This window comes from Desulfococcus sp. (assembly GCF_041737845.1).
Classification (GTDB): Bacteria; Desulfobacterota; Desulfobacteria; order Desulfobacterales; family Desulfococcaceae; genus Desulfococcus.
The window spans coordinates 1-23,451 of sequence record NZ_JBGSQX010000040.1; the positions used below are offsets into that span (position 1 = coordinate 1).

Here is a 23,451-nt window from a genome sequence, read left to right on the forward strand (position 1 = left end):
GTCTCGATCTCGGGCAGCCACGAAAATCTCGGGAGGGCATAGGTGTCGAAGGCGGTGTTGAGAAGCTTTCCGTCGCGGAAGCGGACCTCCTCGCTCAGGGCGTAGCCCAGGCCCATGGTGATGCAGCCCTCCATCTGGATCTTGGCGCCCTGGGGGTTGACCACTTCGCCCATGTCCTGGGCGCAGACGATCCGTTTGACCCGTACGGCGCCGGTGCCGGCATCCACCTCCACCTCGGCCATGGCGGCGACATAGGTCTCCGCGTCGATCCCGCAGGAGATGCCGTATCCCCGGCCGCTGGGGGGCGCCTGTGCGGTCCATCCGAACCGGTGGGCCGCCGTCTCGAGGACGGCGCGCATGCGCGGGTCCTTCAGGTGCTCCAGGCGGAAGGCCAGGGGGTCTTTTCCGGCCCTGGCGGCCATGAGGTGGAGGTGCAGGTCCCTGGCGTAGGTGTTGGTGTTGGCGGCGGGCGCCCGCCAGGGGCCGACGGCGAATGGGTGGATGCCCGGCGCGATGAGCCACTCGCCATAGACCGCCTCCCGGTGGTGGGGGATCTCGTAAAAATTTTCGCAGCCCCGTTCGCCCGCGAAATAGACGCGGTAGTCCCAAAGCGTCAGGCGGCCTGCATCGTCGAGCCCCGAGCGGATCTTGACCACCGCGGCGGGCCGGAAGGTGTCGAAGAAGAACTCCTCCTCCCGGGTCCAGACGACCATGACCGGCTTTCCGGAAATTCTGGCCAGCCGGGCCGCCTCCACCGCCTGGGCCGAGGCCGACTTGCCGCCGAACCCGCCGCCCACATAGGGGGTGATGATGCGGACCCTGTCCGGGGCCATGCCCAGGGCCTGGGCCACCTGGTCCCGGAGCGGGAAGGGGGACTGGGTCGAGGCCCAGACCGTCATCCTGCCGCCTTCCACGGTCGCCAGGGCCGTGTGGGTCTCCATGGGCGCATGGGCCACATAGCTGTTGCGGTAGGTCTCCTCCACAATGGTCTTGGATCGGGCTTCGCCCTCGGAAAGGGTGCCCGCCTCGGCCGCGATCACCGGCGCCGGGGCGTTGGCAAGCAGGTGGTCGAAGATGGTCCGGTCGTCGATGCCCGTTTTGGGCAGGTCCCAGTCGGCCTGGATGCGGGAAAGCGCCCTGGCTGCGCCGTCCATGTGGGGATGCAGCACTGCGATGAGGTCCCCGTCGCGGATCACCCGGATGTCCTTCATGGCCTCGGCGGCAGCGGTGTTTACCCGACGAAGTTTGGCGCCGTGGGCCGGGGGCCGCAGGATCCGGGCGTAGAGCATCCCCGGCAGCCGGATGTCCCCGGCGAATCGGGCCTTTCCCAGGACCTTGTCGATGGCGTCCCGCCGCAGGAAGGGCTTCCCGCTGGTGGTGTATGCCGATGCGGGTTTGAGGGGCGGCAGGTCTGCGAGATGCCGTTCGATGATCCTGCCTGCGGTGAGCTCGCCGTAAGTCACCCGGGCTGTGGGGCGGTCCCGGTCCGAGATCACGCCGTTTTTGACCACCAGACGCTCCACCGGGCAGGAGAGCCGCTTTGCGGCCATGGCCAGGAGGACGGCCCTGGCCTCGCAGGCGGCCTCCTTGACGAAGACCCCGTAATAGCGGGTGGAGAGGGAGCCCCAGGTGCCGGCGTCCCAGGGGCAGAGATCCGTATCCCCCGGGACCACCTCCACCGATTCATAGGCCACGTCCAGCTCCTCCGCCGCCATTTGCGCGAAGGAGGTGACAATGCCCTGGCCCATTTCGATCTTTCCCACGAAGCAGGTCACCCGACTGTCCGGGCCGATGCGCAGAAAGGCGTTGAAATCAGTCGGCACCCGGCCTCCGAGAAACCCCGTCCTCGGGGCCCGGGCCTCGGCCGGCAGCTCTCCCAGGGCGCCGCAGATGATGAGGCCGCCGCCCAGAAGGCCCATGCGCTTCAGAAACTCCCGCCTGCCGATGGGCAGGAAAGATCCCGCCGCTTCGATCCGGTCTTGGGTGAAAGGCTCTTCTCGGTTCATGGTTTGCCTCCTTTCAACATGTCCGTCGCGGTCTGGACGGCCGCCACGATGCGCACATGGGCCCCGCAGCGGCAGAGATGGTTGTCCAGGGCCTCGACGATGTCGTCGCGGGTGGGATTGGGATTTACAGCCAGCAGGCTGTGGGCCTTGAGGATCATGCCGGGGGTGCAGAACCCGCACTGGAGGGCGTCGTGCCGGACAAAGGCCCGCTGGATGGGGTGAAGCTTCCCCTCTGCGCCGATCCCTTCAATGGTGGTGACGCGTCTTTCCGCCGCGAATCCCACGGTGAGCTGGCAGGAGGGGAGGGCCTCGCCGTCCACCAAAACCGTGCAGGCGCCGCACGCCCCCTCGCCGCAGCCGTATTTGGCTCCCGTGAGGCCCAGCTCGGTCCGAAGCACCCAGAGGAGGGTTCGATCCTCGTCGATATCGAGGCTCACGGGCTTGTCGTTCAGGGTGAAGCGGATGGTCTTGACCATGGGAAACCTCCAATGCGGTAAGGGGGTTGCAGGCGGCAGCGGAACCGGGCTCCGACGCGAAAACCGGGGGGGCGGAAGCATGGATGTTTTCGCGGCGAGGATCCGCGCTTTTTTCTGTCACTTGTAGATACAGGAATTCCGCTGCGATGTCCATAGGCGCGCCCGCCTATTTTTCAGACCAGGGAGAAGAAAAAAAAGCACCGTGAAGAGCGCGTCCTTTACCGGGAACCGCTCGGGGAAGCGTCCACCATGGCCCGAAAGCGCTTTCCCGGCTGTTCGAAATCTTTTTGGGTATGGATTTCATCCGGCTGCGGTGGTAAGGAGACAAGGGAAAAGAGACGATTTCGTAACGATGCAATGCTGAAACAAGGACTATCGGTTTGTTCGAATACCAGAAAACCAGGCGTTATTTTGCCCAGGCCGCGGGCGGGTTCGAAGAGCTTGCGGCACGGGAACTCGAAGACCTCGGCGCCACGGGGGTCGAGAACGGCTTTCGCGGCATCTATTTTACGGCCGACCCGGCCGTGCTCTACCGCATCAACTACACCGCCCGCTTGGTGAGCCGGGTCCTGGCGCCCCTCGTGTCGTTTCGCTGCCGGAGCCGCGAGGACCTATACCAGGCCGGGCGTGCCATTGACTGGGGCGGGTTTTTTTCCCTGGAGGAGACCTTCGGGATCTTCGCCAACGTCTCCGGCAACGACCAGCTCCGCCACTCCAAGTTCGCGGCTCTCTGCCTCAAGGACGCCGTGGCCGACGATTTCCGGAGCCGGACCGGCAAGCGGCCCGACGTCGACCCGGTGGATCCGTCGGTCTGGCTGAACCTCTTTATCGAGCGGGAGGAAGCGACCATCAGCCTCGACACCTCTGGGGGCTCCCTCCACCGCCGGGGCTACCGGCGCGAGACCGTCGAGGCCCCCATGCAGGAGACCCTGGCCGCCGCCATGGTGGCCCTCTCCGGCTGGAAGGGGGAGCGGCCTCTCCACGACCCCATGTGCGGCTCCGGGACCCTCCTCTGCGAGGCCATGATGGCGGTCTGCCGGATTCCGTCCGGATACCTGAAATCCCGGTTCGGATTCCGGTTCCTGCCCGATTTCGAGGCACGCCTCTGGGATCGCGTGAAGCAGGCGGCGGACGAACAGATCCTGCCCCTGCCCGAAGGCCTGATCTCCGGCGGCGACCACGACCGGACCGCCGTCAAGGCCGCCAGGATCAACTGCAGCCGGCTCCCCGGCGGCGGGAACATCCGCATCCTGCACCGGGATTACAAGGAGATCCCCGAACTCGAAAACCATACCATCCTCTGCAACCCCCCCTACGGCATCCGCGTGAAACCGGAGGAGGAGCTGGGCCTCTTCTTCAAGGGGTTCGGGGACTTCCTGAAGCAGCGGTGCAAGGGGTCCGACGCCGTCATCTTTTTTGGAGACCGGGAGATGATCAAGAAGATCGGGCTCAAGCCCGCGTGGAAAAAACCCATGCGCAACGCGGGGCTCGACGGCAGGGTGGTAAAGTATGAGATCTATTGAACCGCGGTGCCGAAAATCGCATGCGTACGGCTGGAAAAAGGAGGGATAGAACCGCGCCTTTTATATGCGGCACCGGGGACGATCGCTTCGCCCCCAGGTGCCGCACCCTGAGCCGCTTGCCCTAAACAGCCTTCTTCTCCCAATCCTCCACATGCTCGCCCTCGGACACCTCTTCCCATCCGGTGATCATGGCCTTGGTATGGGCCAGGACGGAATGGCCGGTGGTGGTCATGTAGACGTGGACGATGAAGAAGGAGAGGATGGCGAAGGCCAGGGCCGTATGCACGAGGGCCAGGGGGGAGAGGCTCAGGCCCGAAAGCCCGTACTCGGCCCACGAGTTGTAGAGCCAGTAAAGCAGGCCCGACAGCATCTGGAGGGGCAGCAGCAGGGCCGCCAGGGAGAGGTAGGTGAGGCGCTGCAGCGGGTTGTGCTTGGCCTCCCGGCGCTTGGGGACCGGGTGGGTTTCTCCCTTGAAGATGCCGTAGGCGTAATACCGGACGACGGCCACCATTTTCTTCGTGGTGGGGATGTACTGCTTCCACTCGCCGGTGGTGAAGACCCAGAAAGCAAAGAAGGCAAAGGCGATGAGCCAGGTGATGCCGGTGACATTGTGGACCCGCACCGCCGTGGCAAACCCCAGGAGGGAGAACGTGCCGTTGATCTCGAAGCCCGTCACCAGGAGGATCATGATCAGCGCCGCCTGAAGCCAGTGCCAGAACCGTTCGTATCGGGTGTAGAGATAGATGTTTTTGCGCTTGATGTCGGTCATGTGTGGGTCCTCCTTATTTCCCGGACGTCCGGTGTTTGCCGCCAGCGAAGATCCGGCCGATCCCATGGATGAGGACGCCGACGAGAGAGGCCAGAACCAGCCCCCATCCCAGGACGTTCACCACCTTGAAAGGGTCCCTCGCGGGCATGTGAAATCCGGTGAGCCCCGCGAGACGGCTGCCCTGGCGGGTGTGGCATTCCCCGCAGGAGACGGTTTCGGACTTGGGCGCCACCATGTGGGTGGTGGGGTAGACATAGGTGGTCTCGACAAAGTCGTATTCGCCGCTGTAGGGGAGTCCCGCCTGGCGCATGCCGCTTTCAAAGGCCCGCTTCCAGTCGAAGGCGGCCCAGAAGGCGTCGCTGCCGGGCGGCCCGAAGAGGTGAGGGATGAGAAGGGTCTTGTTGACCTTGTCGTAAGGCGATTTCCCCTCGTGGACCTTGAAGGGGAAGATCCGGGCGTTTTTGCCCTCCCGGCTTCCCACGGGCCAGTTGATCCGGACCGTCCCGCCGGGGTCGATCATGTCCTTTGCGGTGATCGCCTCGATGGATCCGTTCCACCAGAAGTACGCGGGGGTGACGTTTTTCGCCCACACGAAATCGCCCTTCTTGCTGTCGTAGACGGGCTTCCCCAAGGGCCCCTGCTCCTGGTAGGGCTTGCCGTCCCTCTTTTTGCCCGCGGTGGACCAGTCCCACACCATCTTGGTGGGGTTGACCCGCGCGAAGCGGGAGATGTGGCAGCTCTGGCAGGCGACCTTGTCGGTGTGGTCGTTGGGTTTGGAGCCGGCCTCGTGCGGCGTGCTCGTGTGGCAGGACTCGCAGGTGATCTTGGCGGTCAGGTCGTCCTCCACCAGGCTTTTCCGGTCTTTTGCCGCGGGCGTGGCGTAGGTCCGTCCGGCGATGTTGTGGAGGACCGTGGTGTGGCACCGGACGCAGTCGAAATTCTGTCCGTCCTTCCCCATGTGGACGTCCAGGGACTTGTTGGGCTTGGTGAGGGAGGAGTCCAGGTCGCCGTGCTTCACGCCGTCACCTCCGCCGCCGGTGAAATGGCAGGTGCCGCAGTTCTTGCGGGTGGGGCGGCCCACGCTCTGGGCGACCTTGTTCCATTCCGGCGGAAGGTAGGTTTTGTTGTTTTCCTTGAAGAGGGTGGGCTCCTGAACCGGGTTGCCGGCGGCGGTGGGAAACTTCTGGTAGGTTCCGGTCTGTTCGTGGCAGACCAGGCAGTCGACCTTGCTCTGATCGGTGAAGTCGAAGGACTTGTCCTTCCATCCGTAGCCCGCGTGGCAAGAGGTGCACCGGGGTTCGTTGCCGTGGATGCTGATGCAGAAATTGTTGATGGAATAGCCCGCTTTTCCGATCTGTTTTTCCCTGGGGACATTGGGGTCGAGCCAGGTCCAGTGGATGGTCTTGTGGAACTGGGCGGCGGCCTCGGAATGGCAGGCGAGGCATGCCCGGGTCACCTCCTCGCCCGAATGAAAGGGCTGCTTCAGGATCTCGTGCTTGGAATGGTCCGTCGTGATCCATATCTCCTTGTGGGACACGGCCTGCTGGGCCATGGTCCGGCCCGGGGCCTGGTGCTGCGCCGCGCCGGTGTCCGCGAATCCGGCGGATGCCGCGGCGACGGATGCCAGGCCGATCCAGGCAATAAACCACCTCCGGATCGATCGTTTCAATGGGTCTCGGGTCATCTACACCTCCCTGGGGTCGTTACCCTGTTTCATTGCATCTGGTATCGGATGGTCTGTTCAGCGGCGCACCGCCGGGACCGACATGGGTGCAGGCACTGAATATCGTTAGAGCTTTATAAGCAATGGTCATGCCGCATCAATCTCTTTTTTCGATTTTTTAACCATCTATCCTTTGAGCGGTCACAATCTTCACCTTATTTACCCTCACCCCAACGCTCTCCCGCTGGGAAAGGGAGTTAAGGAAAATTGCTGCTGATGACCGTGCAGGGGATAATTGTAGATCCAAAAGATAAAACAGCGATTGACTTTCGGGAAAGGATCGTTACCTATCGTTAATCATGTTAACTTAACATCTTTACATCCACAGGGGAAACAGATGGACCTTTCCAAACACTGGAAGACGATTGTGGATACCCTCCAGGACGGCCTCATCGTGGTGGATCCCGGCGGCAGGATTGTTTCCGTCAACCCCGCGGCGGCGGAAATGACCGGATACAGCGCCGATGAGCTGGTGGGGCAGTCGTGCCGGGTGCTCGGCTGCACGGGCTGCAAGATCAAGGGCGGGGGGGGCGGCGAGCAGTGGTGCGGGCTGTTCGACCGGGGCCGGGTGGGAACCCAGCAATGTACGATCCGGGGCCGGAACCGGCGATCCATCCACATCATGAAGAGCGCAAGGGTCCTCAGGGATGCCGACGGACGGGTGATCGGCGCCGTGGAAACCCTGAAGGACATGAGCCAGGTTTTCCGGCAGCAGCAGGAGATCGCGGCGCTCCGCCGGAGCTGCCTGCTGGACCGGGGGTACCACGGCATCATCGGCGAATCGCCCAAGATCCAGCGGCTGTTTGAGCTGATCGAGAGCGTCGCCCCGTCGGACGCGCCGGTGCTGGTGCTGGGCCAGAGCGGCACCGGCAAGGAGCTGGTGGCCCGGGCCATCCACGACGCCGGCCACAGAAAGGACGGCCCCTTCATCAAGGTCAACTGCGCGGCCCTCAACGAGAACCTTCTGGAGAGCGAGCTGTTCGGCCATGTCAAGGGCGCCTATACCGGCGCGGAGCGGGCAAGGGTCGGCCGCTTCGAGGCGGCCCACGGCGGATCGATCCTCCTGGACGAAATCGGCGACATCCCCCTGACCACCCAGGTCAAGCTGCTCCGGGTCCTCGAGGAGCGGGAGATCGAGCGGGTGGGCGACCATCAGACCGTGGGTGTGGATGTCCGGATCATCACGGCCACCAACAGGAATCTCGAGGAGCTGATCCGGAAAGGCAGCTTCCGGGAGGATCTGTTTTTCCGCATCAACGTGTTTCCGATCCACTGCCCGTCCCTGGCCGAACGGGCGGATGACATTCCCCTGATCGTCCAGAATTTTATCGAACAGTACGGTGCGAAGGCCGGCAAAAAGATCCTGGGGCTCACCTCGGATGCCATGGAGGCCCTGACCGGTTACGCATGGCCGGGGAATGTCCGGGAACTCCGGAACGCAGTGGAGTACGCCTTTGTCCTGTGCCCGGGGGAATGGATCGGGGTCGAGCACCTCCCGCCGAAAATCGTCCGGGCGGGCGGCGGGACATCCCCGCGCCCGGAGGGCAGGCCCGACGTGCCGGCGAATCAAAGGGAGCGGGACGCCCTGATCCAGGCCCTCAGGCAGTCCGGCGGCAATCAATCTGAAACGGCGAGGCTCCTGAATGTCAGCCGGGTGACCGTCTGGAAGCGGATCAAAAAGTACGGCATCGACCTTGGCGTCGAGATCGGAAAGGGGTAGGGGCGGATCTTTTTTCTGTACAACGGAGAAAAGCGGTCTTACTTTCCTTCCTAACAAGCGGTTGCTCTCGAAAGAAACCCTTTGAAAACAGGCAGCACACAAGAAAGGAGCTGGTCATGGAAATAACAATGCTTTTGACGATAGCGGCAATCGGGCTCCTTCTGCGGCAGTGGCCCACACCGAAACGGGCGACTGTGAAGATCAGGAGACGGTAGCGGATTCCATGGACGGCGCCCTTTCTCACCATCTGAAGCAGAGGATGTAATGAAAGATCGCGGCCGGGCCAGATACGGGTCGGGCGATGCAGTCGACCTTCCCGAGGCTGGGCCCCGGCAGCGAACGGCACTCCGCGGAACCTGAACCCCACCCGGCACCCCAAAACCCACCCGGCGTTTGAAATACCCAACGGCCATCCCCGAAAGAGGATGGCCGTTGGTTTTGGATGGCGCTGCCGGGGCCCGCCCTACACTGCAGGGGCGGGCTTCCGGTCAGAGGATAAGTTTATTTGCCGCCGTCGCGGCCGTCGTCGCACGCCTCGCCGGCGCCGGCACGGCCCCCGTGCTCGGGGGTCTCGGAGAGCACGCAGGCATCCGTGGAACCTCCGGCGCCCAGCTTGATCTCGGGCTTCGGCAATTCGGGAAGCTGCAGCTCCGCCATCTGCTTGAGCTGCAGATACCGCTCCGTGTATTCCGTTTCGATGGCGGCCCGAAGCTTCTTGGACTCTTCCGGGAAGAGCTTCTCCAGGGCCGCGTAGCGGACCTCGCCGGAGAGGAAGGCCTGGAGGCTGCCGTCCGGTGCCTTGGATTCGAGGACGAAGGGGTTCTTGCCTTCCTTTTTCAGCTCCGGATTGAACCGGTACAACGGCCAGTATCCCGAATCCACCGCCAGCTTCATCTCCTCCTGGGTCTTGCCCATGCCCTTCTTGATGCCGTGGTTGATGCAGGGCGCGTAGGCCATGATGAGGGACGGCCCGTCGTAGCCCTCGGCTTCCACAAGGGCCTTGAGGGTCTGGTTCTTGTTGGCGCCCATGGAGATGTTGGCCACGTAGACGTATCCGTAGGTCATGGCCATGGCCCCCATATTCTTTTTGGCGGTCTTCTTGCCCGACGCCGCGAATTTGGCGATGGAGCCGATGGGGGTCGCCTTGGAGGACTGGCCGCCCGTGTTGGAGTAGACCTCGGTGTCGTAGACCATGATGTTGATGTCTTCACCCGACGCCATAACGTGATCCAGTCCGCCGTAGGCGATATCGTAGGCCGCGCCGTCGCCCAGGAAGACCCAGTAGGATTTCTTGGTGAAGAGCTTCTCGTAGCCCAGGATTTCGGCGAGAAGGGCGTTGTTCGTGTAGGTCGGGAGCATGGCCTTGAGCTGATCCCCGTATTTCTTGGAGCCTGCGGCGTCCTTGGCATTGTCGAGCCACCCCTGAAGCGCGGCTTTAAGCTCCGTGGGGATGTCGGCGGCCAGCGCCGCTGCGACGAGCTCCGCGAGCTTCCGGCGCTGCTGGAGCTGCCCCAGGAAGATGCCGTAGGTGAACTCCGCGGGATCCTCGAACAGGGAGTTGCCCCAGGAAGGCCCGAACCCGTCTTTGTTCACGCAGTAGGGGATGGCCGGAGCGGACCCGCCCCAGATGGAGGAGCACCCGGTGGCGTTGCCGACGATCATGCGCTCGCCGAAGAGCTGGGTGATGAGCTTGGCATAAGGGGTCTCGCCGCAGCCGGCGCAGGCACCCGAGAACTCGAGCAGGGGCTGATGGAACTGGCTCCCCTTGAGGGAGGTCCGGGACATCAGGTCGTCGCGGATCGGCAGGCTTTCCGCGTAGGCCAGGTTCGGCACCTCGGCGTCCAGTTGCGTCTCGATGGGCTTCATGACCAGGGCCTTGGTCTTGGCCGGGCAGATGTCCGCACAGTTGCCGCAGCCCATGCAGTCCTGGCTGTAGACCTGGATCCGGAAACTGTAGCCCTTGAGCTCCTTGCCCTTGGATTCCAGAACGGTGAAGCCCTCGGGCGCGTTTTTCGCCTCCTCGTCGGTCACGAGAAAGGGGCGGATGGATGCGTGGGGGCAGACCATGGCGCACTGGTTGCACTGGATGCAGTTCTCCGGGATCCAATGGGGCACGCTGATGGCAACACCCCGTTTTTCATACTTGGACGTGGCCACCGGAAAGATGCCGTCGGGCTTGAAGGCGCTGACCGGCAGGCGGTCTCCCAGCTGGGAAACCATGGGGCGCATCACGTCGGTGACGAATGCCGGTTCGTCCCGTTTCACCGCTGGGCCTTCCGTGGCCGTGGCCCAGGCGGCGGGATACTCGACCTTCACCAGCTTGTCGAGGGTCTTGTCCACGGCGCCGGTGTTCATGTTGACGATCTTGTCGCCTTTTTTGCCGAACATCTGCTTGATCTGGTCCTTGAGATACCCGATGGCCTCCTCTACGGGGATCACGTTGGCCAGCTTGAAGAACGCGGTCTGCATGATCATGTTGATCCGTCCGCCCAGACCGACCTCCTGCGCGATGGAGACGGCGTCGATGTTGTAGAAGTTGAGCTTCTTCTGCGCAATGGTCCGCTTCATGGCCGCCGGGAGCTTGGTTTCCATGTCTTCCAGGCTCCAGGTGGAGTTCATCAGGAAGGTGCCGCCCGCCTTGATGCCGTCCAGCAGGTCGTAGATGTCGACATAGCTCGATTTATGGCAGGCGATGTAGTCGGCGGAGCGGATCAGGTAGGTGGACTGGATCGGGGTTTTCCCGAAACGCAGGTGAGACATGGTGACGCCGCCCGATTTCTTGGAGTCGTAGGCGAAATAGGCCTGCGCATACATGTCGGTGTTGTCGCCGATGATCTTGATGGCGCTCTTGTTGGCCCCGACGGTGCCGTCCGCGCCCAGGCCCCAGAATTTGCACTGGACCGTGCCTTCGGGGGCGACGTCGAAATCCGGGTCGTAGTCGAGGGAGGTGTGGGTGACGTCGTCCTCGATGCCCACGTTGAAGTAGTTCTTGGGTCCGGCGGATTTGAGGTTGTCGAACACGGCCTTGGCCATGCCGGGGTTGAACTCCTTGGAGCCCAGGCCGTAGCGGCCGTTGACGATGACGGGGATCTCCCCTTTTTCCAGGTACGCGGTGCAGATGTCTTTGTAGAGCGGATCGCCCTTGGCGCCGGCCTCCTTGGTGCGGTCCATGACGGCGATGCGGCCCGCCGTTGCCGGGATCGCCGCAAACAGGTATTCCGGAGCAAAGGGGCGGTAGAGGCGGACCTTGACCAGGCCGACGCTCTCGCCCTTGTCGGTCAGGTAGTTGACCACCTCTTCGAAGGTCTCGCAGGAAGAGCCCATGGAGATGACCACGCGGTCGGCCTCGGGGTCGCCCACATAGTCGAAGGGTTTGTAGTTCCGGCCGGTGAGGCTGCTCACCTTTTTCATGTAGTCGGCGACGATGCCGGGCGTTTTTTCGTAGTAGGCATTGCGCGTTTCAACGCCCTGGTAGTAGACGTCCGGGTTCTGGGCCGTGCCGCGGAGCTCCGGACGCTCGGGGTTGGCGGCCCGGGCGCGGAATTTTGCGATGGCTTCCCAGTCGACCAGTCTGGCCATGTCGGCGTAGTCGATGGCCTCAATCTTCTGGATTTCATGGGAGGTGCGGAATCCGTCGAAGAAGTGCAGGAAGGGGACGCTGGCCTTGATGGCGGAGAGGTGGGCCACCAGCGCCATGTCCATGGCCTCCTGGACCGATGCGGAAGCAAGCAGGGCAAAACCGGTCTGGCGGACCGCCATGACGTCCTGGTGGTCTCCGAAGATGGAGAGGGCGTGGCTGGCAAGGGCGCGCGCCGTCACGTGGAGGACGCCCGGAAGCAGCTCGCCCGCCATCTTGTACATGTTGGGGATCATGAGGAGAAGGCCCTGGGAGGCGGTGAAGGTGGAGGTGAGCGCGCCGCCGGCAAGGGAGCCGTGCACCCCTGCCGCCGCCCCCGCCTCGGACTGAAGCTGCCGGACCAGAAGCGGCTGCCCGAAGATGTTCTTGCGTCCGCCCGCGGCCCATTCGTCGGCGATCTCGCCGATGGGGGAGGACGGGGTGATGGGATAAATGGTGGCGACATCGCTCATGGCGTAGGCCACATGAGCGGCGGCAGTGTTGCCGTCAACGGTTTTCATTACTTTGGCCATAGTAGATTTTCTCCTTGTTGGGTATGGTAAGTCTGTTGTCAAGAAAACAGAACGGTCGTGCCGAGCGGATGTGAATGAATCGGAATCAGATAGTTATTCCAATACACTGTGTTTGTAAAGGAAAAAGTTTACTGATATCGAATAAAAAGCAAATATATAAGAAAAATATAATGTAAAACTAATAGGTTAATTGGATAACTTTGTTATCTTTTCGGGCTGCCGTCGAATTATTGAACGATCTTTATTTTCTTAGGGACAATCAATAAAATGATAATATTGAAAAAGCGAGACCGCAGGACATTCCTGACGCCCTCTCCTGCCGGTTCCAGCCGGCTCGCGGCATTCTTGAACCGGGTTGCGTCGTCATCGGGCTTGAGGGACGGCGCATCTGCAGGATTTGCTTATCATGCCAAAATATCAGAAGGATATCCGTTTTTTCTGTTCCGTTCGGCGTGTTTCCGGTTGTCGCTGGAGATGCAGGGGGCGGACGGGAGAAAAGCCGTTCCCGCCGCGTCTGCGGGAACGGCGAGTAACAACGTTACAGGAGTCCGTCGAAGAAATCATTGCCCTTGTCGTCCACGAGGATGAAGGCGGGGAAATCCTTGACGGTGATCATGTAGATGGCTTCCATGCCCAGCTCGGGGTATTCGATCAGCTCCACATGGGTGATGCACTCCTTGCCCAGCCGGGCCGCGGGTCCCCCGATGGAGCCGAGATAAAAGCCGCCGTACTTCCTGCAGGAATCGGTCACCACCCGGGAGCGGTTCCCTTTGGCCAGCATGATCATGGATCCGCCGCGCTCCTGGAAAACGGGAACATAGGGGTCCATCCGGGCCGCCGTGGTCGGACCGAAGGACCCGGAGGCGTGGCCCCGGGGCGTCTTGGCCGGGCCGGCGTAATAAATGATATGGTCTTTGATGTACCGGGGCAGGTCTTCCCCCCTGTCCAGCCGCTCCTTGAGCCTGGCGTGGGCGATATCGCGGCCGACGACGATCCTGCCGGTCAAAAGCAGGGGCGTGGATACGGGGTACCGGGTGAGGAGGGCGCGGATGTCGTCCATGGGCTGGTTCAGATCGATGCGGACCGCATCCGACGCCTCGTGGGTGATCCGGGGCAGGAACCGGGCCGGGTCGGTTTCCAGCTTTTCGAGGAAAATGCCGTCCCGGGTGATCTTGCCCCGGATGTTCCGGTCCGCGCTGCAGCTCACCCCCATCCCGATGGGGCAGGAGGCGCCGTGCCTCGGGAGCCTTACGACCCGGACATCGAGGCAGAAGTGTCTGCCGCCGAACTGGGCGCCCAGGCCCAGGTCCCGGGATGCCTGGAGCAGCTTCTCCTCGAGGTCGATGTCCCGGAAGGCCCGGCCGCCTTCGTTCCCGCTGGTGGGCAGCTCGTCCAGATACTTGGCGCTGGCCAGCTTGACGGTTTTCAGGGTCAGCTCGGCCGAGGTGCCGCCGATGACAAAGGCCAGGTGATAGGGCGGGCATGCCGCCGTGCCCAGGGTTTTCATCTTGGCCGTCAGGAAGTCCACCAGGGTGTTGGGGGTGAGCACGGCCTTGGTCTCCTGGTAGAGATAGGTCTTGTTGGCGGAACCGCCGCCCTTGGCGATGAACAGGAACTTGTAGGCGCCTCCCTTCACGGCGTGGAGGTCGATCTGGGCGGGCAGGTTGCAGCCGGTATTCTTCTCGTCGTAGACAGTGAGGGGCGCGTTCTGGGAATACCTCAGGCTGGTCTGGGTATAGGTGTTGAAGACGCCCCGGGAGAGGGCCTCCTCCTCGTTGAAGTCCGCCCAGACCTGCTGGCCCTTTTTGCCCATGATGACGGCCGTGCCGGTGTCCTGGCAGAGGGGGAACTCCATCTCCGCCGAGATGACGGCGTTTTTCAGCATCTCCAGGGCAACGAATTTGTCGTTCTTGGATGCGTCGGGGTCGTCCAGGATCGCCGCCACCTTTTCGAGGTGGCTGGGCCGCAGCAGGTGGGAAACGTCCCTGAAGGCCTGCTCCGCGAGCAGGGTCAGCGCTTCGGGCGCAACGACGAGCATCTCCTTGCCATCGAAGGACTCTATGCGGATGTGATCCCGGGTCAACAGGCGATATTCCGTTGGATCCTCACTTAAAGGGAACATCTCCTGATACTTGAACGCTACCATAAGGCGGCTCCTTTGCTGCAATGTTGACGTTTTCGCAAAAATCCCGATATCTGTGTTATGCGTATCCCTCGTCACTGCGGCGTACGCTGCCTGCGCATCATTCCTCGGGGTTCGCACGCCTTGCCCTCGAACTTTTTGCAAAACCGTCTGAAAATCGGTTTTTTTGCGTGACCATCCATGTTTGCGGACCGGCCTTGAGGAATGACCATGGCCCGGCCCGGCTTATCGCCGGATGGTGAGCTTCTGCATGACGACGGGCTGGAGCGGTTTGTCCTGATGATTGGTTTTGACGACCCCGATTTTCTGGACAACGTCCAGGCCGCTGGTCACCTTCCCGAAAACCGTGTGGCGTCCGTTGAGATGGGGGGTGGCCTCCAGGGTGATGAAGAACTGGCTCCCGTTGGTTCCCGGGCCCGCGTTGGCCATGGAGAGAACGCCCGGGCCGTCGTGCTTCAGGGCGGCGTTGAATTCGTCTTTGAACTGGTATCCCGGCCCGCCGTTGCCCATTCCGAAGGGGCAGCCGCCCTGGATCATGAACCCGTCGATCACCCGGTGGAAAGAGAGCCCGTCGTAGAAATTCCCCCCTCGCTGGGTATCCTGGCGCCCCTCGGCGAGGTTGGCGAAATTCCATACGGTTTCGGGGCATTCCTTGGCAAACAGTTCGATTTCAAAGCTGCCCATGCTCGTTTCGAAAACCGCCGTCAAGCGGTCGACCTTTTCTTTATAATCGCTTTTTTTGCCGATCATGATATTCTCCTGATGGTGATCGTGATGCCTGTAATTAAGATGTTGGTAATATTCAATAAAAAGATTGTGAACCAAAAATTATAGACGATGGGATCGTTTGCTGTCAACGATAAACGGCACGATCGCCGCCGTGGAATGGCCATCAATGCCGGCGGCGCATACGGTCGCGGAATCTTCAGTGTACATGACCCATATCAAAGGGGGTGTTCCATGAAACTGGACAGAGTGCTGGTGCCCGTGGACGGTTCGGACTGCGCCAAAAGGGCGCTTTCCTGTGCGGTCGAACTGGTCCGGAATACCGGCGGGGGCAGAATCCTTCTGATGCACTGCCACAGACCGTTTCCGAAACTGCTGGGTGAGCCTTACCTGCAGGAAGCCATCGACAGGATCCAGGAAAGTGCCGAGGGGGTCGTCGCCCCCCACCGCAGGCTCCTCGATGGTTCCGGGATAGAATTCACCGAATTCATCCTGGAAGGGGCCCCATGGGACATGATCACCCGGGCCGCCGAAATCGAGCGCTGCGACCTGATCGTCATGGGATCCCGGGGATGCACGGATTTTCAGGGCCTGATCCTGGGGAGCGTGACCCATCGGGTGCTTCATTCCGCGCCCTGTCCGGTGCTGGTGGTCAGATGATGATGATGAGAATCGGCCCGGACGCGCCGGGTGGCGGGCGGGGCGATGAAAACGGGCGGGCTTCCGGGGGCTGAGCCGCCGGCATCGGCCTTGTCCGGAAAACCCGCGGACAGCCTTAGCGGGGGAATTGCATCGGGGCCTCCAGGGCCCCGGACCTCATTCCGTGGTGCCGACCTGAAACATCTCGTACTCGGTTCGGCCGCCGAGAAGGGCGTCGACTTTCGCCTGGATCTCCCGGCGCTCCTTGCTGAGCAGCCATTTTTCCCATTCCCCGGAGGACAGCCATGTGCTGATCACGAGAAACACGTCCGGCCGGTCAAGGCTCTTCAGGGTTTCACCCGAGATATACCCGGGCTGGTTTGTGGCAAGCTGCCGCATCTGCCTGAAAAGCGGTATCATCTCTTTTGCTTTTTCCCTGGGAACAACGCGTTTGATGAGGATTCTCACGGTCATGTCGCCCTCCTTTGGCTGCGTCTTTGATGAATCTTTCCTGGAACCGGCAATGGGTCAATCGGGCCATCCGCATGGAATGTTTTGTATACCGGGGATTATATGCCTGTTTCCCCCAATCGGCAAGAAATAAATCCCGTCAGGCCGGCTCGAAATCACCGGTCCGCCGTCTCCGAACCGGGCGCCGGGGGTTTGACATCCGGCTTCAAATGAAATAAAGTCGATAATCTCGTAAAAGCCGCATGCGGGCGGGTTGCCGAACCGCTGCGGCCTGTTTGCCGAAGCATGAACAACGCGTACCAATGAAACTGCATCGAAGAGGAATGCCCATGGACAAATCGAAGATCGCCGACGCTCTGGAAAAATGTGATTTTTTCGAGGGGTTGGAAAAAAACTACATCGAAACGATCGCCGGCCTCTGCCAGGTCAGAAACCATGCGGTCGGCGAGGCCGTCTTCTCGCAGGGCGAACCCGGCGAGCATCTCTACATCATCATTGGCGGGTTGGTGTTTCTGGAGCGAACGATCGATCTGGGGAGCCGGAAGGGAAGGGTGACCATCGAAAGCCTGGGTCCGGGCCGGGTCCTGGGCTGCTGGTCTACCCTCCTCGACGAAGCGCATGTCATGATGTCCACGGCGATCTGTCAGGAGCCGACGACGATTCTGACCCTCAGGGGGTTGGACCTGCGGCGGATGATGGTCGAAAACCAGGTGTTCGGGTTCAGCATCATGGAGAAATTCTGCCACCTTCTGCTGGAGCGGATTCAGGCGGCCTATGGCGCTCTGGAAAAGATCTGAAAGGCGTCCCCGATCGATGAGGAGTTCGTAATGGAAAACGAGATTCTGGAAAAGGAAGCCGCCGTCATCGAGGACCTTCGCATCCGGCTCGCCAGGGATTACGGGGACCAGCGGGGAAACCTCATCCCCATTCTTCAGCGGGTTCAGAGCGAGCTTGCGTATCTTCCGCCCGGCGCCATCGACATGGTTGCAGGGCATCTGGGCATCCCCGTCTCCGAGGTCTACGGCGTCGCCACCTTTTACAATCAGTTCCGCTTCAATCCGCCGGGGCGGCACCCGGTCAAGGTCTGCATGGGCACGGCCTGCCACGTCAAGGGGGGCGACATCATCCTCGAGAATTTCGAGCGAAGGCTTGCGATCCGGGAAGGAGAGACCACCGCGGACCGGGAGTTCAGCATCGAACGGGTCGCCTGCGTCGGGTGCTGCGCCCTGGCGCCGGTGGCCCTGATCGGCGAGGAGGTCCACGGCCACATGGCCCCCAGCAAGGTGGAAGGGCTGTTTTCACGCATTCAGATTCAAAAAGAGATCGAAGAGAGAAAAAAAAATGAATCCCGGAACTAAAGAGATCATTCAGGCCCGGTTCGAAGCCCTTCAAGAAGAGGCTTTCAGGCGCCGGGATGCCTTTCAGCGGGCGGCTACCCCGAAGATCCACATCGGCATGGCCACCTGCGGCATCGCGGCCGGGGCCCTCGAAACCAAGGCCGCCTTCGAGCAGACCCTCAAGGAGCGGAACATCAAGGCCCAGGTGCATACGGTGGGCTGCCTGGGCCATTGCTACGCCGAGCCCGTGGTCATCATCGATCACCCCGATTCCGGGTTCCCTCCCATTTTCTACCACGAAGTGACCGCCGGAAAAGCCAGGATGCTGGCCAAGATGTTCATCGAGGAGGGCGATCCGCGCTTCGAGCACGTCTACGGCGCCACCGAGGTGAACGACATGATCCCCTCGGTCATGGAGTTTTCCCGCTTCAGCTTAGAAAAGCGGGTCATCATGGACAAGTGCGGCCGGATCGATCCCGACGACATCTACGAGTACATCGCCCTCGGGGGCTATGAAGCGCTGGTTCGGGCGTTCCAGATGAGCCCCGGGGAGATCGTCGAGGAGATCAAGCGGTCCGGGTTGCGGGGCCGCGGGGGCGCCGGATTCCCCACGGGGGTAAAGTGGGAGATGGCTTCAAATGTCCGTCATGAGGAAAAGATGGTCATCTGCAACGCCGATGAGGGCGATCCCGGCGCCTATATGGACAGGACCCTTCTCGAGAGCAATCCCCACCAGATCCTGGAAGGAATGATGATCTGCGCCCTTGCCGTCGGGGCCGGGCAGGCCATGTTCTACGTCCGGGCCGAATATCCCCTGGCGGTGAAAACCATCGCCCGCGCCATCCGCCAGGCCGGCGAACTCAATCTGCTGGGAAAGGGGATCCTGGGGAGCGCATTCGATCTTGAGGTCGACATCTTCGAGGGGTCGGGCGCCTTTGTGTGCGGGGAGGAGACGGCGCTGATCCGGTCCGTGGAGGGATACCGGGGGATGCCCCGGCATCGGCCGCCCTATCCGGTGAGCCGGGGGCTCTACGGGCGTCCGACGGTCATCAACAACGTCAAGACCCTTGCGCTGGTGCCGCCCATCGTCACCAAGGGCCATGCCTGGTTCAGGGGCATCGGGACGGCGGGAAGCCCCGGAACGGCCGTCTTCTCCGTCGTGGGGAACGTGCTCCATGCCGGGCTGGTGGAGATCCCCATGGGGGTGACCCTGCGGACGCTCATCTTTGACATCTGCGGCGGTATTCCCAACCAGAAGGGCTTCAAGGCGGTCCAGATCGGCGGCCCGTCCGGAGGCTGTCTGCCCGAGTCTTTCCTGGATACGCCCATCGATTTCGATTCCCTGATCCAGGCCGGCGCCATGATGGGATCGGGGGGGTTGGTGGTCATGGATGAGGACACCTGCGTGGTGAACGTCTCGCGCTATTTTCTCGATTTCACCCAGAAGGAATCCTGCGGAAAATGCACCTTCTGCCGCATCGGCACCCGCCATCTGCTGACCATCCTCGACCGGCTGACCTGCGGCAAGGGGCGGGAGGGCGACCTGGCGCTGCTGTCTGTGCTCGCGGCGGACATCAAGGCGGGGTCCCTCTGCGGGCTGGGCAAGACCGCCCCCAACCCGGTGCTGACTTCCCTGAAATATTTCCGGGACGAATACGAGGCCCACCTGAAGGAAGGGCGGTGTCCGGGGATGATGTGCCGGCCGCTGACGGCCTTCTATATCGACCTCGATGCCTGCGCCCGGGGGTGTGATGCCTGTGCCATCGTCTGCCCGACCGACGCCGTTTTCACCACGAGCACCCGAAAGAAGGGCATCGACCAGAGTCTCTGCGTCAAATGCGCCGAATGCATGGTGGCGTGCCCGCCCCAATACAATGCCGTGAGAAAGGTTTCCCCTCCGGGTTTGGCCCCCGTCATCCCGCGTCCTGAGGCGCCGCCGCCGCCCGACGCGCCGGAAGGCGTAGACCCTTCCGGCGGCGCTGAAAAATGAGACCGGGGATGCGGCGCTGCACCCCCGCGGACACTTGAAGAAACCCCCCACGGACAAGGATACGGCGACATGGTCAAGATCACGGTGGACAATCGAGAGATCGAGGCGGCGGAGGGGATGCCCCTTCTGGAAGCCTGCCTCAAGAACGATATTTACATCCCCAACCTCTGCTGGATCGACGGCATGAAGACGCCCTCGGCATCCTGCCGGCTCTGCTTTGTGGAGATCGAGGGCGAAAAAACCCCCCTCCCGGCCTGCACGGTGCCCACCCGGGGCGGCCTGGTGGTGAGGACCGACTCGCCGGCCGTGCGGGAGTTGCAGCGCTCCGGGCTGGCGCTGCTTCTTTCCGTGCACCACGTGGACTGCCGGCACTGCCACGCCAATAAAAAATGCGCCCTCCAGCGTCTGGCCCGCTTTCTCAAGGTCACGCTGAAGCCGAAGCATCTGGACCATGTTCTCAAGCCGGTGGAAACGGACGAAACCCATTCCTGTCTCGTCCATTTCCCCAATCGATGCGTGCTGTGCGGCAGGTGTGTCCACGTCTGCCGGGAGGTTCATGGGCAGCCGCTGATTTCATTTGCGAAGCGCGGATTCGATACGGTGATCCGTTTTCAGATCGCCCGGAACGGATCGGATGCCGATTGCGAATCCTGCGGGGCCTGCGCGGCCGCGTGTCCCGTCGGCGCCCTGACCACCAGGGCGGTTCTGCGCGGCAGGTAATTTTTCCACCTCAGCGGCTGCCGCAGCATGTGGATCCCCTCGGGGTCATCCCCAGGGGATCAGTTCGAACGGATGATGAGCAGCGGCCGGTCGATCCGGTTCAGCACGCCGGACGCGACGCTTCCGTAAAAGGCCCTGGCCAGTCCGCTCCGGCCGTGGCTGGCAAGGGCGATCAGATCCACCTCTTCCTTTTCCGCCGTGTTCAGGATCGACTGCACCACCGAATCGTAGGAGACGATCGGCCTGTTGCTGATCCCCTTTTCGTTGAATTTCAGCCGGAGGCTTTCAAGATAGGATTCGACCTCCTTTTTCCGGCGGGCGTATTCCTGCTCGTATCCGCTGATGTCCACCACCTCCTGATAGCCCGGAACAAAATAGTCCCCTTCCACGGTGCGCATGAAAAGAACTTCCGAGCCATAAAGTTTGGCCAGTTTCTCGACATGCGGCAGAATGGCTTCCGCCCGATCGGACCCATCCAATGGAACCAGGATTTTCTTGTACATACGACCCTCCTTTGGTATTTGGGGTTATGGTGTTGTCACGCTTCCTTCTATACCTTGAATATAATTCCTGCGGGAACGTTCGTCACGTTGCCGGGACTCCGCCGCGGCTTTCTGCCGGCAGGTGCGCATCGACACGGAAATAGAGGCGCCTGTGCCTTGCATGTCATTTCGAAACGAATCCGCAGAGTGATCGATGACGGTTAAGCGTTGGAAGCAGCCGGGCGGACATTCAAGGGTTGCGGCGGAAGATCGGGTCGCAGGGTCAGCGGGTACGAGGAGAAGCCCTCTGGAGCGTGATGATCGGATGCCCCGGCATGTGGCATCATATTTTGAAATATAGTATATTAACTCTAATGAGATTTGTAAAGGAGACGGTTCCGAAAAAGTCCGATATCCGCGTTATGCCTATCCCTCGTCCCTGCGGCATGCTGCAGGCAGGCCTCATTCCCGGGGTTTGGCAGGCGTTATCTCGAATATCTTGCGCAACCGTCGGAAACTCTGCTTGCGAGCCCGTCAGAGGAATGGCATGCGATCCGCCGCGGCATTTTATCTTCTTTTTCCCGTTCCTCCACCCCTGCATCGGCCCCCTTTCCAGCGTTGACCTGTCCCGCCACCGCCTTCCGGTTTCAGGATGAGGCGGGCTTTCTGGCCCTGTGACGGCACCCGGTGCTCGAACTTCTCAGGCAGGCCCAGCACCGGGAGGAAATCTGCGAGGTCTGCGACCTCTGCCGGAAAAAAGACACGCGGCATCCGGATCTTTTCATGCGCCTGGAAGGCGCGGTGGGAAGGTTTGCAGCGGCGCAGCGAAAGGAGCCTCGGCCATCCACGCCGCCGGCAGCGGTGATAGGGGTCGGGAAGAGATTTCGCTCTCCCCGCCCTCCGAACCGTGCGTGCGGTTCTCCCGCACACGGCTCTCCAGTTGGTGGTTTCAGCATCGTGATTGGCTCGCCAGGGCATGGGCTTCAACCATGGTGAAAAGTCCACGCTCAGCGAAGAATGCATTTGGCCAGCGTTTATGGTCTGCATAGCATCGACCCATTCCAGGGCGCTTTTGCTGCTTACGCAATATGGCTCGAAGCCGACGGCGGATAAAACCATCCACCGACCTGAATACGGAGCCTCTCGCATGCTTGAAGTAGCCGAACCAGCCGCGGAGCATTGGATTTAAACTTTCGACGATATGTTCAATGCTGTCGCCCCGGCTGCGCCGGGTTTTGGCTCGAACGCGTTCGCGTAAAGCATTGAGACTCTTGCGACGAACCCACCGCTTTCCACATTCAAAGCGATATCCCAGGAACTCAAAGCCCTGACTTGGCAGCGAACAATCCCCAACATGGGTTTTGTCCGGATGCAGGCTCAGACCATTTTGCTCCACCCAGTTTTGTATCTCGGCCAGTGCCAGACCGGCTGTTTCCGCACTTGGGCACATAACAACAAAATCATCGGCATAGCGTACCATATGGTAGCCTTTGGCGCGCATCAGACGGTCCAGCGGATGCAGATACAGGTTGGACAGCAACGGGCTGATCACCGCACCTTGCGGCGTGCCCCCCACCGGTGTCCAGTGGCGCAGTTTGCCGATGATTTGCTGTTTAAGGTATCCGTCAACCAGATCCAAAATCTGCCCGTCGCTGATACGTTCCTCCATCAATGCCATCAGTCGGTCGTGAGGGATTGAGTCGAAATATACTCTGAAAGGCCATAATATACGATTAGAAAAGCGTTTCTAAAATAGCACTGGACAAAAGACTTCATCATTTTTATACTCACTCTGGATTCATTTAAATTCCAGAATCGGAGGGTAAAAAAATGATCAAAGTCGAGTTTGCCGAACAGGATTTAAAGGTCATTGAATATGAACGCTTCAATCATCCCATACCCCTTGTCCAACGCCGAATGGAAGTTCTCTGGCTCAAGAGTCAAGGTCTTGTACATAAGGACATCGCCAAAATTCAGAACTCTTGACCCCCGGCATCTTCAGATGCAACAGCCGGTGCTTCAAAGTAGAGTCTAAGTTCTGTTCCCGGTGTAGCGCGTTTCTTTATATTGCCTGAAAAACGCCAAAAATTGTCGCGGTCGGTTACCCTGTGGAACGATGGCTGGGGACGTGAGCATGAGAAAAGATCTTTCCATCAGACAGCAGGAACCGCCCGATGCCTCCAATCCTCCTCCCCCCCTTTGGGGGGGATAAGAGGGGGGAATAAGAGGAGGGGAGATGTGTTATCCTTTCTGGATCGCCAAACCCAAAGAAAAGGAGAAACACCATCTACCCCACCCTCGCCGCCATGCTATCGTCTTTGACCGCCGTTGCCAAGGAAAAACAGTCTCTTGAAGTTTTCTGCCCCGTCTGCGGCGAGCGATACCGCCTGATCAAGCACGGATTTTACCGCCGATATCTGTTCAACGGACATGAAGCCATCCAGGTTCAGCGGTACCGCTGCCATAACGTGCACTGCCCCCGTCAGACATTCTCCATCCTGCCGCACCCCCTGCTCCCGGTGTGGCGCGTGCCGCTCTGTTTTCTCCTGACGATCCTGACCCTTCACGAACTTTCGG

At 61.2% G+C, this 23,451-nt stretch carries 18 protein-coding genes and 1 pseudogene; 9 read left to right on the forward strand and 10 right to left on the reverse strand.

Annotation, left to right across the window (positions count from 1 at the left end):
* Together ACEW8N_RS04820 and ACEW8N_RS04825 are read right to left on the reverse strand one after the other, a co-directional pair.
* On the reverse strand, positions 1-2,006 hold a 2,006-nt coding region (locus tag ACEW8N_RS04820), incomplete at its 3' end, for a molybdopterin cofactor-binding domain-containing protein (protein ID WP_373498672.1).
* Entirely contained in the window at positions 2,003-2,482 is a 480-nt protein-coding gene (locus ACEW8N_RS04825) for a (2Fe-2S)-binding protein (protein ID WP_373498673.1), read from the reverse strand. The genes ACEW8N_RS04820 and ACEW8N_RS04825, both read right to left, overlap by 4 nt.
* A gap of 380 nt (positions 2,483-2,862) precedes the next feature.
* Here ACEW8N_RS04825 and ACEW8N_RS04830 point away from each other — a divergent pair, with 380 nt between their 5' ends.
* On the forward strand, positions 2,863-4,005 hold the full coding sequence (locus ACEW8N_RS04830) for a class I SAM-dependent RNA methyltransferase (RefSeq protein ID WP_373498674.1): 1,143 nt from the start codon (positions 2,863-2,865) through the stop codon (positions 4,003-4,005).
* Between the two features lie 121 nt (positions 4,006-4,126).
* Here the strand turns inward: ACEW8N_RS04830 and ACEW8N_RS04835 are convergent, their stop codons facing one another.
* Entirely contained in the window at positions 4,127-4,774 is a 648-nt protein-coding gene (locus ACEW8N_RS04835; RefSeq protein ID WP_373498675.1) for a cytochrome b/b6 domain-containing protein, read from the reverse strand.
* A 13-nt stretch (positions 4,775-4,787) separates the two neighbouring features.
* Positions 4,788-6,458, reverse strand: coding sequence for a tetrathionate reductase family octaheme c-type cytochrome (locus ACEW8N_RS04840; RefSeq protein ID WP_373498676.1), 1,671 nt, complete (start codon positions 6,456-6,458; stop codon positions 4,788-4,790).
* Positions 6,459-6,834: 376 nt separating this feature from the next.
* Between ACEW8N_RS04840 and ACEW8N_RS04845 the strand changes: the two genes are divergently transcribed.
* The gene (locus ACEW8N_RS04845) at positions 6,835-8,217 is read left to right on the forward strand and encodes a sigma-54 interaction domain-containing protein (RefSeq protein ID WP_373498677.1); all 1,383 of its coding nucleotides are present in this window, start codon (positions 6,835-6,837) and stop codon (positions 8,215-8,217) included.
* A 501-nt stretch (positions 8,218-8,718) separates the two neighbouring features.
* Here ACEW8N_RS04845 and nifJ read toward each other — a convergent pair.
* From nifJ to ACEW8N_RS04860, 3 genes are all read right to left on the reverse strand, one after another.
* Positions 8,719-12,366: a pyruvate:ferredoxin (flavodoxin) oxidoreductase gene (gene nifJ, locus ACEW8N_RS04850; protein ID WP_373498678.1), complete on the reverse strand. Its 3,648-nt coding sequence runs from the start codon at positions 12,364-12,366 to the stop codon at positions 8,719-8,721.
* A gap of 538 nt (positions 12,367-12,904) precedes the next feature.
* A complete protein-coding gene (locus ACEW8N_RS04855) occupies positions 12,905-14,512 on the reverse strand; it encodes a fumarate hydratase (RefSeq protein ID WP_373498679.1) in 1,608 nt (535 codons plus the stop codon).
* 222 nt (positions 14,513-14,734) lie between these two features.
* Positions 14,735-15,259: a peptidylprolyl isomerase gene (locus ACEW8N_RS04860; RefSeq protein WP_373498680.1), complete on the reverse strand. Its 525-nt coding sequence runs from the start codon at positions 15,257-15,259 to the stop codon at positions 14,735-14,737.
* A gap of 210 nt (positions 15,260-15,469) precedes the next feature.
* On the opposite strand from ACEW8N_RS04860, the gene ACEW8N_RS04865 reads away from it, so the two are divergent.
* A complete protein-coding gene (locus ACEW8N_RS04865) occupies positions 15,470-15,895 on the forward strand; it encodes a universal stress protein (RefSeq protein ID WP_373498681.1) in 426 nt (141 codons plus the stop codon).
* A 156-nt stretch (positions 15,896-16,051) separates the two neighbouring features.
* On the opposite strand, the gene ACEW8N_RS04870 is transcribed toward ACEW8N_RS04865, so the two are convergent.
* Positions 16,052-16,348 (reverse strand): antibiotic biosynthesis monooxygenase, encoded by a 297-nt coding sequence (locus tag ACEW8N_RS04870; RefSeq protein ID WP_373498682.1) that lies wholly within the window; start codon positions 16,346-16,348, stop codon positions 16,052-16,054.
* A 326-nt stretch (positions 16,349-16,674) separates the two neighbouring features.
* On the opposite strand from ACEW8N_RS04870, the gene ACEW8N_RS04875 reads away from it, so the two are divergent.
* The 4 genes from ACEW8N_RS04875 (at position 16,675) to ACEW8N_RS04890 (ending at position 20,392) form a co-directional block, all read left to right on the forward strand.
* The gene (locus ACEW8N_RS04875; RefSeq protein WP_373498683.1) at positions 16,675-17,142 is read left to right on the forward strand and encodes a Crp/Fnr family transcriptional regulator; all 468 of its coding nucleotides are present in this window, start codon (positions 16,675-16,677) and stop codon (positions 17,140-17,142) included.
* 30 nt (positions 17,143-17,172) lie between these two features.
* Positions 17,173-17,703: an NADH-quinone oxidoreductase subunit NuoE gene (gene nuoE / locus ACEW8N_RS04880; RefSeq protein ID WP_373498684.1), complete on the forward strand. Its 531-nt coding sequence runs from the start codon at positions 17,173-17,175 to the stop codon at positions 17,701-17,703.
* On the forward strand, positions 17,687-19,672 hold the full coding sequence (locus ACEW8N_RS04885; RefSeq protein WP_373498685.1) for an NADH-ubiquinone oxidoreductase-F iron-sulfur binding region domain-containing protein: 1,986 nt from the start codon (positions 17,687-17,689) through the stop codon (positions 19,670-19,672). The genes nuoE and ACEW8N_RS04885 overlap by 17 nt, the downstream gene beginning before the upstream one ends.
* A 69-nt stretch (positions 19,673-19,741) precedes the next feature.
* Positions 19,742-20,392 carry a 2Fe-2S iron-sulfur cluster-binding protein gene (locus ACEW8N_RS04890; RefSeq protein ID WP_373498686.1) on the forward strand — a complete coding sequence of 217 codons (651 nt, stop codon included), beginning with the start codon at positions 19,742-19,744 and terminating at the stop codon, positions 20,390-20,392.
* 59 nt (positions 20,393-20,451) lie between these two features.
* On the opposite strand, the gene ACEW8N_RS04895 is transcribed toward ACEW8N_RS04890, so the two are convergent.
* Positions 20,452-20,895, reverse strand: a complete 444-nt coding sequence (locus ACEW8N_RS04895; protein WP_373498687.1) for a universal stress protein — start codon at positions 20,893-20,895, stop codon at positions 20,452-20,454.
* Between the two features lie 928 nt (positions 20,896-21,823).
* Positions 21,824-22,603 carry a reverse transcriptase domain-containing protein gene (locus tag ACEW8N_RS04900; protein WP_373498689.1) on the reverse strand — a complete coding sequence of 260 codons (780 nt, stop codon included), beginning with the start codon at positions 22,601-22,603 and terminating at the stop codon, positions 21,824-21,826.
* A gap of 101 nt (positions 22,604-22,704) precedes the next feature.
* On the opposite strand from ACEW8N_RS04900, the gene ACEW8N_RS04905 reads away from it, so the two are divergent.
* Positions 22,705-22,860, forward strand: a complete 156-nt coding sequence (locus tag ACEW8N_RS04905) for a hypothetical protein (protein WP_373498688.1) — start codon at positions 22,705-22,707, stop codon at positions 22,858-22,860.
* A gap of 320 nt (positions 22,861-23,180) precedes the next feature.
* Positions 23,181-23,451: pseudogene (locus ACEW8N_RS04910) on the forward strand (hypothetical protein); the annotation flags it as partial.

Bases quoted from the DNA above. Each gene is read 5' to 3' on its own strand.
- ACEW8N_RS04825 (WP_373498673.1), bottom strand. From the start codon at position 2,482: ATGGTCAAGACCATCCGCTTCACCCTGAACGACAAGCCCGTGAGCCTC.
- ACEW8N_RS04835 (WP_373498675.1), bottom strand. From the start codon at position 4,774: ATGACCGACATCAAGCGCAAAAACATCTATCTCTACACCCGATACGAA.
- ACEW8N_RS04840 (WP_373498676.1), bottom strand. From the start codon at position 6,458: ATGACCCGAGACCCATTGAAACGATCGATCCGGAGGTGGTTTATTGCC.
- ACEW8N_RS04845 (WP_373498677.1), top strand. From the start codon at position 6,835: ATGGACCTTTCCAAACACTGGAAGACGATTGTGGATACCCTCCAGGAC.
- nifJ (WP_373498678.1), bottom strand. From the start codon at position 12,366: ATGGCCAAAGTAATGAAAACCGTTGACGGCAACACTGCCGCCGCTCAT.
- ACEW8N_RS04855 (WP_373498679.1), bottom strand. From the start codon at position 14,512: ATGGTAGCGTTCAAGTATCAGGAGATGTTCCCTTTAAGTGAGGATCCA.
- ACEW8N_RS04860 (WP_373498680.1), bottom strand. From the start codon at position 15,259: ATGATCGGCAAAAAAAGCGATTATAAAGAAAAGGTCGACCGCTTGACG.
- ACEW8N_RS04865 (WP_373498681.1), top strand. From the start codon at position 15,470: ATGAAACTGGACAGAGTGCTGGTGCCCGTGGACGGTTCGGACTGCGCC.
- ACEW8N_RS04870 (WP_373498682.1), bottom strand. From the start codon at position 16,348: ATGACCGTGAGAATCCTCATCAAACGCGTTGTTCCCAGGGAAAAAGCA.
- ACEW8N_RS04875 (WP_373498683.1), top strand. From the start codon at position 16,675: ATGGACAAATCGAAGATCGCCGACGCTCTGGAAAAATGTGATTTTTTC.
- nuoE (WP_373498684.1), top strand. From the start codon at position 17,173: ATGGAAAACGAGATTCTGGAAAAGGAAGCCGCCGTCATCGAGGACCTT.
- ACEW8N_RS04885 (WP_373498685.1), top strand. From the start codon at position 17,687: ATGAATCCCGGAACTAAAGAGATCATTCAGGCCCGGTTCGAAGCCCTT.
- ACEW8N_RS04890 (WP_373498686.1), top strand. From the start codon at position 19,742: ATGGTCAAGATCACGGTGGACAATCGAGAGATCGAGGCGGCGGAGGGG.
- ACEW8N_RS04895 (WP_373498687.1), bottom strand. From the start codon at position 20,895: ATGTACAAGAAAATCCTGGTTCCATTGGATGGGTCCGATCGGGCGGAA.
- ACEW8N_RS04905 (WP_373498688.1), top strand. From the start codon at position 22,705: ATGATCAAAGTCGAGTTTGCCGAACAGGATTTAAAGGTCATTGAATAT.